This is a genomic window from Marivirga sp., assembly GCF_051117495.1.
Classification (GTDB): Bacteria; Bacteroidota; Bacteroidia; order Cytophagales; family Cyclobacteriaceae; genus Marivirga.
This window is the reverse complement of sequence record NZ_JBNPEF010000018.1, coordinates 44,521-57,107: the sequence shown is the minus strand read 5'-3', so window position 1 is coordinate 57,107 and position 12,587 is coordinate 44,521. Positions and strand designations below refer to the sequence as shown.

At 32.8% G+C, this 12,587-nt stretch carries 11 protein-coding genes; 7 read left to right on the top strand and 4 right to left on the bottom strand.

The window, feature by feature from the left end; translation table 11 throughout:
* Positions 1-100: 100 nt before the first annotated feature.
* Positions 101-937 carry a UDP-2,3-diacylglucosamine diphosphatase gene (locus ACFE0M_RS10010; RefSeq protein ID WP_434545621.1) on the top strand — a complete coding sequence of 279 codons (837 nt, stop codon included), beginning with the start codon at positions 101-103 and terminating at the stop codon, positions 935-937.
* A 33-nt stretch (positions 938-970) separates the two neighbouring features.
* Entirely contained in the window at positions 971-2,026 is a 1,056-nt protein-coding gene (locus tag ACFE0M_RS10005; RefSeq protein WP_434545620.1) for a hypothetical protein, read from the top strand.
* Here the strand turns inward: ACFE0M_RS10005 and ACFE0M_RS10000 are convergent.
* The 3 genes from ACFE0M_RS10000 to ACFE0M_RS09990 form a co-directional block, all read right to left on the bottom strand.
* The gene (locus ACFE0M_RS10000) at positions 1,997-3,898 is read right to left on the bottom strand and encodes a DUF3857 domain-containing protein (RefSeq protein WP_434545619.1); all 1,902 of its coding nucleotides are present in this window, start codon (positions 3,896-3,898) and stop codon (positions 1,997-1,999) included. The two genes, ACFE0M_RS10005 and ACFE0M_RS10000, sit on opposite strands and share 30 nt — an antisense overlap.
* Before the next feature lie 133 nt (positions 3,899-4,031).
* Entirely contained in the window at positions 4,032-4,736 is a 705-nt protein-coding gene (locus ACFE0M_RS09995) for a YjjG family noncanonical pyrimidine nucleotidase (RefSeq protein WP_434545618.1), read from the bottom strand.
* On the bottom strand, positions 4,724-5,107 hold the full coding sequence (locus ACFE0M_RS09990; protein ID WP_434545617.1) for an ArsR/SmtB family transcription factor: 384 nt from the start codon (positions 5,105-5,107) through the stop codon (positions 4,724-4,726). The genes ACFE0M_RS09995 and ACFE0M_RS09990 overlap by 13 nt, the downstream gene beginning before the upstream one ends.
* Before the next feature lie 196 nt (positions 5,108-5,303).
* On the opposite strand from ACFE0M_RS09990, the gene ACFE0M_RS09985 reads away from it, so the two are divergent.
* The 5 genes from ACFE0M_RS09985 to ACFE0M_RS09965 all read left to right on the top strand — a co-directional run bounded on the left by ACFE0M_RS09985 (position 5,304) and on the right by ACFE0M_RS09965 (position 10,380).
* The gene (locus ACFE0M_RS09985) at positions 5,304-5,939 is read left to right on the top strand and encodes a carboxypeptidase-like regulatory domain-containing protein (RefSeq protein WP_434545616.1); all 636 of its coding nucleotides are present in this window, start codon (positions 5,304-5,306) and stop codon (positions 5,937-5,939) included.
* Between the two features lie 268 nt (positions 5,940-6,207).
* A complete protein-coding gene (locus tag ACFE0M_RS09980; protein WP_434545615.1) occupies positions 6,208-8,007 on the top strand; it encodes an ATP-binding protein in 1,800 nt (599 codons plus the stop codon).
* Between the two features lie 18 nt (positions 8,008-8,025).
* Positions 8,026-8,520 (top strand): SixA phosphatase family protein, encoded by a 495-nt coding sequence (locus ACFE0M_RS09975; protein WP_434545614.1) that lies wholly within the window; start codon positions 8,026-8,028, stop codon positions 8,518-8,520.
* A 36-nt stretch (positions 8,521-8,556) separates the two neighbouring features.
* Positions 8,557-9,006, top strand: coding sequence for an SRPBCC family protein (locus ACFE0M_RS09970; protein ID WP_434545613.1), 450 nt, complete (start codon positions 8,557-8,559; stop codon positions 9,004-9,006).
* Positions 9,007-9,081: 75 nt separating this feature from the next.
* On the top strand, positions 9,082-10,380 hold the full coding sequence (locus tag ACFE0M_RS09965) for a thioredoxin-like domain-containing protein (protein WP_434545612.1): 1,299 nt from the start codon (positions 9,082-9,084) through the stop codon (positions 10,378-10,380).
* 44 nt (positions 10,381-10,424) lie between these two features.
* Here ACFE0M_RS09965 and ftsH read toward each other — a convergent pair whose 3' ends face one another.
* A complete protein-coding gene (gene ftsH, locus ACFE0M_RS09960; RefSeq protein ID WP_434545611.1) occupies positions 10,425-12,530 on the bottom strand; it encodes an ATP-dependent zinc metalloprotease FtsH in 2,106 nt (701 codons plus the stop codon).
* Between the last annotated feature and the right edge of the window lie 57 nt (positions 12,531-12,587).

Below are 12,587 nucleotides of genomic sequence, written 5' to 3'. Positions count from 1 at the left end.
ACTAAAGTGGTAATACTATTTAAATACTTTTTAATTGTTTAACAGGTAGATAAACATGGAATAATAATCAATGATGACCTTTAGGAAACCAACAAAGGTCATGATAACACACTACAAAACTTTAGTCATATCTGATGTGCATCTTGGCACAAAAGGATCCAAAGCAAAGGAGCTTGTCAAATTTCTAAAACAATGCAGTTGCGATAGATTAATACTTAATGGAGATATTATTGATGGGTGGCAACTCAAAAAATACGGAACCTGGAAAAGGAAACATACCCGTTTTTTCAATAGAATCCTGAAAATGATAGAGGAGTATAAAACCGAAGTGATTTATTTAAGGGGAAACCATGATGATTTTTTAGATCAAGTGCTTCCGTTCAAAGTAGGTAATTTGACTATTACCCGTGACATAATGATTGAAAGTAATGGTAAAAAATTCTATGTGGTTCATGGGGATATTTTCGATTCCATCACTACTAATCTTAAATGGGTAGCTAAGTTGGGTGATGTAGGATATACATTTTTACTGTGGGTCAATTCTCAATACAATCAATATAGAAGAAGAAAAGGTCTGCCTTATTATTCACTCAGCCAGATGGTGAAGACAAAAGTGAAATCTGCGGTTTCTTACATAGATGATTTCGAAAAGCAATTGGTGGAAATTGCTAAAATCAAAGATTGTGATGGCATCGTCTGCGGACATATACACCAACCAGCGTTAAAGGAAATAAATGGCTTGATTTATATGAATTCTGGTGATTGGGTTGAAAGTATGAGCGCTCTTGCGGAGGATAATGATGGGAATTGGTCATTAGTTTATTATGCAGACACTTCAGGCTTTAAGTCAAATCATAAAAAGATAGCAAAGATCAATTTAGATGAAGATGCCAGCATTGAAACAGAGGAAATAAACCTACGAAAAAAGACTGCATAACAAAATTTTGCTGAAAAGGCTTTATATTCGAAAATGGCTTTAATCAGTAAAAAGAAAAAAATATTTCCCGTTAGCGACCATTTGATGAAATACCTGAGAAATCACGGTAGGCAAATGGATATTCCCATTAAATATGATGATTTAACAAGGGCAAATAATGCCATTCCGCTTTATGACAGCGAAGATAATGACACGCTTTGGGAAACTTTGTTTTTCCCTCAGGATGACATGAAGCATATCTATTATGGCTTGAAAAATATTTATGCTATTCTAAAAGCAGATGGTGATTTATCCGTGATGGAACATCTTTATGTGGACCGGGTAGATGCTTGTACTTATGGAAATACCTATCCTTTTCGGGTAAGAATTGTCAATCAAATTAATGATAATTTTGATTATTTCTACATTAAAAAAGCCGATGCCTCTAGAATTTACGGTTTGGAATTGGAGCATTTGTTATCTCCTAATAGAATGAGCTATATAGTAAACGGTGAAACTTTAATTGAGGAGCATATTCCGGGTATTCCGGGCGATCAGTTTATCCGAAATTATATGAATGATGGGAAGCTTAATAAAATAAGGTTAGCAAAGGAATTTGTTAAATTCACAGAAAGATGTTTCGTCCGCTTATTAGGAGATATGCATTCCAGCAATTTTGTGATTGACATTACACCTGATTTTGAAGAAATCCATTACAGAATTAAGTCCATTGATTTCGATCAGCAATCGTATGAAGGAAGAAAGGCAGTTTACATGCCTCAATATTTTAAGCAAAATAATCCCATTATTGAACTAGGCCTGGAATTAATGACGCCTGCCACTGTAAAGCAATATCAAAAAGAGGAACGTTCCTTAATTGTAAACAGGATGAAAGCATCTGATCATAACCTCAAAGAATTGATGAAAGCTATGAGAAAGGATAAATTAACAACTCCCGAAAATTTGGCAAATCTTAAGGAGGAATTAGCTGACCACTACAAACATAATGAATTTAGAAATTGCAAGACCATGGGGGAAGTGGTTGCAGTGAGTTTAACTTACCTTAAGGAGCATAATAATTTAACGAATCAGCACAATTTTTTGAGCTAAGGCATCCGTTATTTCCTGCATGAAAGATTTAATCATGGGGTATTCATCAGGCATATAAATCACTTGATCATAATCAATAGTGTATTCAATTTTCAATGTATCTCCTATCTTTTTGTATTGATACATAAACTTTCCTTTTCCGTCTTCCATTGATATATTTTTGTCAGTCGGGAAATCAACCACTGTCCAGCCTTCGGGTATGGTATAAGAATAACTAGCTTTTCTAATTAAAGGAGTGTATAAGGTCAATGGATTTTGTCTTTTTTCAGCTTGAAGTGGATTTTCAGGAAATTCATTAAAAATTATAGGCTGAATTTCCATATAATTTTTAGCAGTCGAATCTGCAGGTCTAACAAATGATAAATACTCTTTTATAAATTTAGATTCATCAAAACCGTCATTAACCTCATGCTTTTCAATATCCCAATCCATATTTTCAAATATGGTTTCAATAAGGTAATCATTATAGGTTCTAAAATTGCTTAAAAAACGGGAATCAAAATTATAGACCGCATAACCCTCTCTTTTAACTTCATATATACCTTGAATAGTGGCGGTATCAGAAACCACAAATTCACCCGTAACCATCTCCTTATCTTCATGATTAAAGCTAAGTGGAACAAATCCTGGAGCATTTTGAGAAATGACTAATCCTCCGTTATTAACATAATCCGGTGGAAGCATATTGAATAATAAATTCTTGTCTGATGCGTCCATAAAGTAATTGTTACCATTATACCTGACCATACTTACATAGGAGTCAAACAATTCGAAATATGGATTGTCCGGGTAAGTAGGCCGATTGGAAATCGTGCTTAAAGCAACTAAATAGGCATCTAATCCGGATTGGTTTAACATCTTAGTCAATATCATATTGATTTGCTGAGGAGTGCCTTTTCTTGCCTTATAAGCTTCCTCTAAACTTTTCTCACCGTAGGATAAATCAATATTAAAGTTATTCCTGACAAAGAAATAAAAGCCTTTTATAACATCCATTTTGAATAATTCAGGATGGTAAATACGGTCAATTTCCTTTTGTAAATAGCTACTACGGGTGTAAACGTCCTTAAAGAATGGGGCACCTGCCCAATTATAGGCTAATTCTTCATAATTCTGTGGTAATAAAAATTCACTCGATTTTTTTGGAAGTGTATATTCCGCCAATTTAAATTTCAATTTTGATACAAAATAATCATATCCCGGGACATCAGCTTCTTCAATGTAAGCCGGAATACTATCCATCTTAAAGTCTTCAATCAAGACATCTGTTTGTTTGTCTTTGATCATCTTTTTAACAGTCTTTCTGTTAAAGTCATCTAAATTTAACGACCCTTCCAAATACTTATAAAAAAGTAAATAATTGGGTACTTCAGTGGTGTAAATTGATTTTACAACCGGTATGTCGTTTTGAAAATACCATGTATTTAATTCTTTCCAATCAGCAATTTTTATTTGGTAAGTATATTCAATTACACTTCCAACTTTGGCATTGGGTAAAGAGAAGTAATTTTCCACTATACCATTATTCACCTCTTTTTTAATGTTGGCAGAATTTAAACTATCTATTATCAAGGAATCATTTTCATCAAGATTATAGGTGTGTCCTTTAATATATAGTAATGAATCACTTTCACTATATGGAATCATTACATTTGCCCAGCTAAGACCTTCTTCCTTTAAAATTTCAATTTTTGTGGTATGAGTAAAAATGAGTTCAAAATCTTCATTGTAGATGCTCTGTCCACTATCAAGTAAAATGATTGCTTCCGCTCCTATACCAAATGCAGAATCTTTAGGTTGTTTTTTTTCTTGAGCAGTGACTTGTATGGTTAATAAAAGGGAAAGGAAAAAAGTAAGGGATATCTTCTGCATGTTGATTAGTTTTTATAGAAATACACCAAATTTTAATAGTCAGAATTATACTAGCAATTATTATTCCAATTGTAATTTAACAATATTTTAATACGGTAAATAAATTAATCCGTTTGCTGTATTAGAATAATACCTAAAATATAGTTTTCAACTTGCTCAAACAGTCTATTTCGTGCGTAACACTTGAATTATGCTTTTCTTTTTTAGGATTAAAATAAACAGTATCCATTCCGAAATTTCTAGCTCCCATAATGTCGGTTTGAAGATTATCTCCAATCATAATGCTTTCATTTTTCCTTGCTTCTGCTTTATCTATGGCAAATTTAAAGATTGATGACATCGGTTTTTTATAACCCGCACTATCAGAGGTGACTACCGTTGAAAAATACGAATGTAATCTGGATTTTTCCAGTTTTAATTTCTGAACATCATTGAAACCATTAGTTAAAATATGTAATTGATAATGATCTTTTAGGTAATCAAGTACTTCAAATGTGTAAGGCATTAGATGTGGTTTTTTGGGGCAAAGCATCAAATACTCATCAGATAATTGATCACTTAATTTCCTGTCATCAATTTTAAATTGACTTAATATTCTTAAAAACCTTTGTTCTCTAATGGTGTCCCTGGAAATTTTATTCTTATTGAAATCGCTCCAAAGTGATTGATTGACTTTTTCAAAACAAATATTGAAATGATCGCAACTGTCGATTCCCAGTTTGTTGAGTTGATACTTTAGGAATAATTCACCTAAGGCTTCATTTGAATTTTTTTCATAATCCCAAAGTGTGTGATCTAAATCAAAAAATATATGTTTATATGATTTTATTTCGCCCATTTTTTGCTGTGTAGTTTGTTTAAAGCAAGCGTCCTATTCGAATACATCACTTTAAAGGTTTCTAAATCTTTTTGTAATTGTTGGTCTTTTTCTACAAATTTTAAGGTTTGCGCCAATAAGTCCTTTACTTCTTCTTTTACATAATAAAACACCCATTGGTCAACTTTTTTGGAATTCAAAACGCCATTATTTTTTAAATAAGATAGGTGTCGTGAAGTTTTGGCCTGTGTAAAATCTAAAATTAACTCTAAATCAGATATACACATTTCCTGATTTTGGTGTACTAAAAACAGCACCCTTAATCGAGAATCGTCCGACAGACATTTGTAAAATTGTACGCTGAAATTTAAAGTAAAATTTTTAAGCCTCATAATACTTAAGTCATTGTCACGGTAAAAGTAATAAAGGAATCATGAACTATTGCATCTATTTAATAATTATCATTCTTATAACTATAGCTTAACTAATACGTTACTGTTTTAGTTTTAAGTGTCAAAAATGGAGTTGTTTAACAGCACTTCAATATATATTTCAAGAATTCGCTTTAATCTATTATATTTGTGTTGAATGAAGATTAATAAAACCATATTATTATTTTGTTTAGTAGCGATTCCTTTTCTTTCCTTTTCTCAGGAAGAAACTGAAGAGGAAAAGGTGATTCAATTCACTGGTGTCGTATTAGATGAAGATAGTGCCAGTATTCCGGGTGTTCATATTTATACTCCTGTATTTGGTAGAGGTACATCTACAAACCAATATGGATTTTTTTCAATGCCTGCCTTGGAAGGGGATAGTTTAGTGATTAGTGCTGTGGGTTTCAAAAAGGCTACTTATGTCATACCAAAAATAAAAACATCTACTTTAAAAGTTATTTTCAAACTTGAATCTGATACTGAGATGTTAAATGAGGTTCAGGTTTACAACATGCCTCCAACGGCTGAAGCTTTTAAAAAAGCCCTTCTCGCAGTTAGATTACCTGATGATTATGACAATATGAATAGAAATCTTGACCCTGCAACTTTGCAGGAAATGTATAAGTCATTGCCTGCAGACGGATCAATGAACCACCGTTGGTTTGTCCAACAACAAGCTTTTTATGATCAGACTAGAAATTCTGTTAGAATTAACCCACTCCTTAATCCAATGTCTTGGGTTGAAATATTCAGAGCCATAAAAAGAGGAGACTTTCAAAACAAGGATTAAATTCATTCCCAACTAATATTTATCAGGTCATTTCCGATGAAAGATTAACGAAAGCCTTTAAAATTCATATTTGAAATTGACTGTACCATTTTGTTAAACTCCACTAAGTAATTTTAATAAAAATTTAGTTTCTTGCTAGAGCACTTATATGGAAATATGCTCCATAATAGGTCAATTATTTTTTTAAATGGTAGCTTTCTGCTTATTTTAAGAATTGAAATGCTTTTATAGCTTGAAAAAAATCATCATCATATCATTCATCTTTTGTATGGGCACTTTAAATGTAAGTGCGCAATCCTTTCAACAAATTCTTGAGGAAGGTTCAGGGAAAGTTAAAGTCTATTATTACCCCATTGAACCTTTTATATACCAAGATGAAATCGGGAATTTGTTGGGGATAGAAAAAGAAATCATGGATTCCTTTCTACGTTTTATAGAAAAGAAGTATTCGGTTAAACTTTTTGTGGAATGGGAGCAAGTACCCACCTTCGATTCAGTTTTTGAATATGTCAATAAATCAAAAATTCCAGCATTTGGCCTATCCGTAATATCAAAAACAAAAGAACGTTCAAAATTAGTTGGTTTTTCTTACTCCTATATGCCGGATGTAAGTGTTTTTATTACACATCTTTCAGTTCCATATTTAGATGACGGAATTTCATTAAAGACCAATATTGACGGTTACGAGGCCGCTACCATGTCCAGTACCACCTATAAACATGATTTGGATAAGCTAAGCAATTTATATGATTTAAATTTAAACTATGTTGATGTTCCAAATGATGAGGATATAATTCGTTTGGTAAGCAGAAATAAGGAGATGGTGGGCTATGTTGGCTTGCCCTTTTACGTTATCGAAATAGCAAAAGGCAATCCTGTTAAAAGGCATAGTAATTTTCAAGTAAAAAGAGATGGTTATAGATTTATTTACCAATTAGGTAATGGACTGGATAAACCGGTTAAAAACTATTTCGAAAGTTATCTTTACCGAGCGGAAGCTGATAAAATTATTAGAAGATATCTTGGGAATGATTATTCTGAACTGATTTGGGGACTGGCAGGAGATAATATTACAGACAGGGCAGATGAAATTGCTTTTTTAAATAAAGAGAAAGAGATTCAAAGCCAGAGTTTGATGGCTTCGGAAAAGCAAAAGGAATTGCAATGGACTATCATTATATCGGTAAGCATCGGATTGATATTTGTTATTATAATTGTATTTTTATTGATTAGATCTAATCGGATAAGAGAAAGGGACAATGTACTATTAACAGAGAAAAGTGAACAATTGGAAGAATTGTTGTCTGAATTAAATAGAAGCAAGGATGAATTATCACATCAAAGACAACTCTTGCAGAAGAAGAATAAGGAATTAACAGATATTAATAAACAGAAAGATGATTTAATCGGAATTGTAGCCCATGATTTAAAAAGTCCGATCAATCAAATGAATGGATTAATAACAATTTTGGGTTTCAAAAGCGAAAAGTGGGATAAGGATGAAGTGGAAATTTTTGAAAAACTTGAGAATTCCAATCTTCATTTAAAGGAATTGGTTGAACGTATTCTAGATTTGGAGTCTATTCAAAAAAGAAGTCTTAATTATAAGGTAAATACAGTCGATATAGCGAATATATTAATGGAAACTGTATCTATATTTAAAGAAAAGGCTGAGTCGAAAAATATTTCTATAGACACTTCTAAAGTCCTATATGGGAAAACTGCCATGATCGATCCGTTTTTTTTAAAGCAAGTTTTTGAAAATTTAATCAGTAATGCGTTGAAATTTTCTCCATTGGGGAGCAAGGTTTTTATTGGGACTGAAACTCATCATGAGTACCATCATATTTTTGTTAAGGATGAAGGGCCTGGAATCTCCGAAAAAGATAAAATTAAGTTATTTTCAAAATATATGACTCTGTCAGCTAAACCAACAGGTGATGAAACCTCTACAGGACTTGGTTTATCCATAGTTAAAAAATATGTAGAGGAAATGAACGGTAGTGTTTGGTGTGAAAGTGAATTAGGAAAGGGTGCTAAATTCATAGTGGCATTCCCTAAAGTATAAATTTTAAACAAAAAATTGATGAGAATTATTATTGCAATTGTTTTATTTGGCTTTTTGGCAGTAGCCTGTAAAAATGAAAATGAAAAAAAGGTAATTTATATGGTACGTCATGCTGAAAAGGATGTAGTACCAAAAAATGACCCACCACTCACTACTGATGGTGTTATTAGGTCTGTTGATTTAGCTAGTTGGTTCAAAGACATCCAGATAGACTCAATTTTTTCTACTGACTATGCAAGAACACGAGAAACAGCCAAGCCTGTGGCGGAGCGTAAAAATCTGGAAATCTCTATTTATAAACCAGCAGATTTTGCAACACAATTGAAAGAAATGAAAGTGGATACTATTTTAGTAATCGGCCATAGTAATACAATCCTTGAACAAATTGAGGCATTGGGATTTAAAAAGCCCCAGGAAGAAATTCATGAAAATGAGTATGATAAAATTTTTGAACTAAGGTTTGCATCCGATGAGGTGATCACCCACACTTACGGCTCAAAATATACAGAATAAATTCAAACATTTACCGTCTAATTTGATTTTGACTTCATGCACTTAAAACTTAAAACCAAAGTCAATCAAAATTTTTTATCTGTAAAAGAAGGATTTGATGAAAAACTGTTTTTATCGTTGAATCCTCCTTTTCCACCTGTTGAGCTAAAAGAGTTTGGAGGTTGTGAAACAGGTGATAAAGTTCATCTAGAACTAAATTTTATATTATTTAAACAAAACTGGATAAGTAAAATCACATTTGACAAAACCTCTGATTCAATTTTTGAATTTATCGATGAAGGAACTCAATTACCTTTCTTTTTAAAATCTTGGAAACACCATCATATTGTTTCAAAAATCGATGATGGCAATTCTTATATTATTGATGATATTAATTTCAAATCCCCATTTATTTTAATGGACTTTATAATGTACCCAGTTTTATGGCTTCAATTTGCATACCGAAAACCCATTTATAAAAAACTGTTTAAATCTGTAAATACCTGAATTTCAAATAAAATCCTCATAACTTCTCTGTTATTGGCTAATATTTATATTTTTGCTTAAAATATTATAAATATTATGAAGGTTCGGCTTTTGATTAGCATATTATTATTTCTTTTAGTTTCAATAAATGGCTATGCAGGTTCCATCACTTTCAATCATGGGGAAAATGTAAAAGTCAAGCTTCAAGATGCTGTATATCCTCAATTATTAAGCTTTTCTCCAGAGTTTGCATATTCTAACTCCACTAGATATCATTTAAGCGAAAGTGACTTTCATTTTTATTTACTGACTTTAAATAATTCAAAATATTATTTATGGATTAAAGATACAAATACGGATTTTGAGATAGAAGTCTCAAATCCTGAAATGGAGGAAGATAATATAGTAATAGTGTCAATTGATCAGTGGCAATCTGGGGAATTAAATACTCCTAATTCTGATTTGGAAAAAATCAACGCAATAGATGTTTATTACGCTCTTGCTTTGGATAGTTTAAATAAATTAGCCACAACTGATGATACCTATAGTGCTGAAATCGATCATAAAGTAATTGTCTGGGATCACCGTTCTGCTAAGCGTTTATTTAATTTTTCCATTGAATATTTCACTCAACAGTTTGAAGAAGGACTGATTTATTTTTCACCTGCCTATGCCCTTTACTGGCAATTGATGTATAAATTATATTATCAATATTTCCATACCAATGCCTTTAAGGGATTGACGAAAATGGAAATGAAATCTAAAATCGAGGATGATTTTCAAAATCCTGAATCAAGATTGTTAGTATTTCATCATTTTTTCAGAAAAGGATTGCCTTTATTAGAATTGGAAGAGAATTATCAATTGTTCAGAAAAGACTTAAGTAACAGGGAAATAAAATTAGCTCAGTCACTCATCCAAAATCAAAAAATAAAGGAAACTTCATTCAATTCTAATATTGATTTTATTTTTGGCATTGACATAGATGGGGCCATGGAAGGCTATGTTGCACGAGATTCATCTCAAAAGCAAACAGTACTGGTCTTTTGGTCAATTTGGAACAAGGATATGGCTACTGAATTTAATTTATTGGCGGATTTAAAACGCGATTATAATACGAAATATAATTTTGTGCATATCTGTATAGATGCATACGAAACCCCTGAAAAATCTAAATCTTTTATTTACCAGAATAGAGTAGGGGGATATCACTTAATGCCTGAGCAATCTAATGCATTTAGGAAAAGTAAATATAAAAAGGAATTCAAAATAAGGGATTTGCCTTTTTATCTTATAATGGACAATGAAGGCGAGATTATTCAAACTGAGGCTATCCCGTTAATGATTAGTGATCGTCTTGAGGAAAAATTAAAAATGGCTAGCACAAAAAAATAGCTCCACAAATAATGCAGAGCTATTAAATTTATGATTATTGAGGATTAATTATCCTCTTTTTGATCTTCGGATTTTGAAGAGTCAGAAGCTTGAGAAGTAGTCTCCTCAGCTAATGATTCATCCTTTTTATCTTTTGCTTTTTTACTTTCTTCTGCTTTCTTTTCCTTCTCTAATTTTTCTTGCTTTTTACCATTTGTATAAGCTTCATAAGTTGTCTGCTGTTCAAATGGTCTTTTACCAATTAATTTCTCTAAATCAGATTGGAATATAATTTCCTTCTCAAGCAGTTGTTGAGCTAAAATCTCCAACTTATCTCTTTTTTCTGTTAAGAGCTTTTTAGTGGTTGCATAAGCTTTTGCAATTAGTTTATTAACCTCTTCATCAATCACTTTTGCAGTATCTTCAGAATATGGTTTTGTGAATTTGTAATCACCACCATCTTTGGAATCATAGAAAGATACATTACCAATCTTTTCATTCATACCGTAAACACTTACCATGCTGTAAGCCATTTTGGTAATTCTTTCTAAATCGCTTAATGCACCAGTAGAAATTTTACCAAAAACAATTTCCTCAGCGGCACGTCCACCGAGTGCCATGCACATTTCATCAAATAGTTGCTCTGTTTGATGTAAAAACTGTTCTTTTGGTAAATACTGTGCATAACCCAAAGCGGCAATTCCTCTAGGAACAATGCTTACTTTAACCAAAGGATCTGCATGTTCTAGGAACCATCCTGCAACCGCATGCCCAGCTTCATGGTAGGCCACAATTTTCTTCTCTTCTGGTGATATGATTTTATTTTTCTTCTCTAGACCACCTATCACCCTATCAATAGCATCTTGGAAGTCATCCATATCCACTGCCTTTTTATTCCTTCTGGCAGCAATTAAAGCGGCTTCATTACAAACATTGGCAATTTCAGCACCGGCAAATCCCGGTGTTTGAGCGGCTAATTTTTTAGCATCCAATTCCTTGCTAACTTTTAAAGGGCCTAAGTGAACTTTAAAAATAGCTTCCCTTCCTATGATATCCGGTTTGTCAATACTAACTTGTCTATCAAATCTTCCTGGACGCATTAAAGCTGAATCCAGTACATCAGGGCGATTGGTTGCAGCTAATATGATAACACCAGAATCAGTGGAGAAACCATCCATTTCCACTAATAGTGAATTTAAGGTGTTTTCCCTTTCATCATTTGAGCCTGGCATTCTTCCGCCACCTCTTGAGCGACCGATTGCATCAATTTCATCAATAAATACAATACAAGGAGCTTTCTCTTTTGCTTGCTTAAATAAATCTCTTACTCGAGCTGCACCAACACCCACGAACATTTCAACGAAATCGGATCCTGACAAAGAGAAGAATGGTACTTCTGCTTCTCCGGCTACTGCTTTCGCCAATAAGGTTTTACCAGTGCCTGGAGGGCCTACTAGCAATGCTCCTTTTGGTATTTTACCCCCAAGAGTGGTAAATTTTGAAGGGTTTTTCAAGAATTCTACGATTTCAGCAACCTCTTCTTTGGCCTCATCTAATCCAGCAACATCTTTAAAAGTGATTTTAACTTTATTTTCCGCATCAAATAATGCTGCTTTAGATTTACCGATATTGAAAATTTGACCACCAGGGCCTCCTTGCCCAGACATCCTTCTCATCAAGAACCAAACCCCGAATAAAAGGAATATTAAGAAGCCATAGCTCCAAAACATCTCTGACCATTGAGTTCTTTCTTCTACCTCGTAGCCTATTCTGTCGCCTTCAGGCACTTGGCTTTCAAGCTCAGTGAAATTCTTGTCAAAAATATCTAAACTAGGAATTTCAAATGAATAGTGAGGACCTTGTTGATAATTCCAAGGATTACTATTTTCTAATTCTTGAATATATTTTGAATTTTGAAGTGCTTCTTCTTTAAGAAAGACTTCTACTACTCCTTGATTCTTAAGCAATAACACTTTTTTAACGTCATTGCTTAAGTACATTCTTTCGAATCTCTTTTCAGATATTTTAATGGCATTGCTGCTGCCACTAAACATGGAGATACCAAATACCACTGAAATCAAAATAATAATTACCCATATCTGGTAATTAGGCTTTTGAGGTGGCTTAGGTATGATTTTTTTTCTTTTGTTATCTTTTGGTGTTTCTGCCATTACTTTTTACTATTACAATGCTGCTAGCATAACGTTAGCATTTAGCATTATGTTTAT

Excerpts from the sequence above, each read along its gene's own strand:
- ftsH (WP_434545611.1), bottom strand. The coding sequence starts at position 12,530 with ATGGCAGAAACACCAAAAGATAACAAAAGAAAAAAAATCATACCTAAG.
- ACFE0M_RS09965 (WP_434545612.1), top strand. The coding sequence starts at position 9,082 with ATGAAGGTTCGGCTTTTGATTAGCATATTATTATTTCTTTTAGTTTCA.
- ACFE0M_RS09985 (WP_434545616.1), top strand. The coding sequence starts at position 5,304 with ATGAAGATTAATAAAACCATATTATTATTTTGTTTAGTAGCGATTCCT.
- ACFE0M_RS09995 (WP_434545618.1), bottom strand. The coding sequence starts at position 4,736 with ATGGGCGAAATAAAATCATATAAACATATATTTTTTGATTTAGATCAC.
- ACFE0M_RS09990 (WP_434545617.1), bottom strand. The coding sequence starts at position 5,107 with ATGAGGCTTAAAAATTTTACTTTAAATTTCAGCGTACAATTTTACAAA.
- ACFE0M_RS09970 (WP_434545613.1), top strand. The coding sequence starts at position 8,557 with ATGCACTTAAAACTTAAAACCAAAGTCAATCAAAATTTTTTATCTGTA.
- ACFE0M_RS10000 (WP_434545619.1), bottom strand. The coding sequence starts at position 3,898 with ATGCAGAAGATATCCCTTACTTTTTTCCTTTCCCTTTTATTAACCATA.
- ACFE0M_RS10005 (WP_434545620.1), top strand. The coding sequence starts at position 971 with ATGGCTTTAATCAGTAAAAAGAAAAAAATATTTCCCGTTAGCGACCAT.
- ACFE0M_RS10010 (WP_434545621.1), top strand. The coding sequence starts at position 101 with ATGATAACACACTACAAAACTTTAGTCATATCTGATGTGCATCTTGGC.
- ACFE0M_RS09980 (WP_434545615.1), top strand. The coding sequence starts at position 6,208 with ATGGGCACTTTAAATGTAAGTGCGCAATCCTTTCAACAAATTCTTGAG.
- ACFE0M_RS09975 (WP_434545614.1), top strand. The coding sequence starts at position 8,026 with ATGAGAATTATTATTGCAATTGTTTTATTTGGCTTTTTGGCAGTAGCC.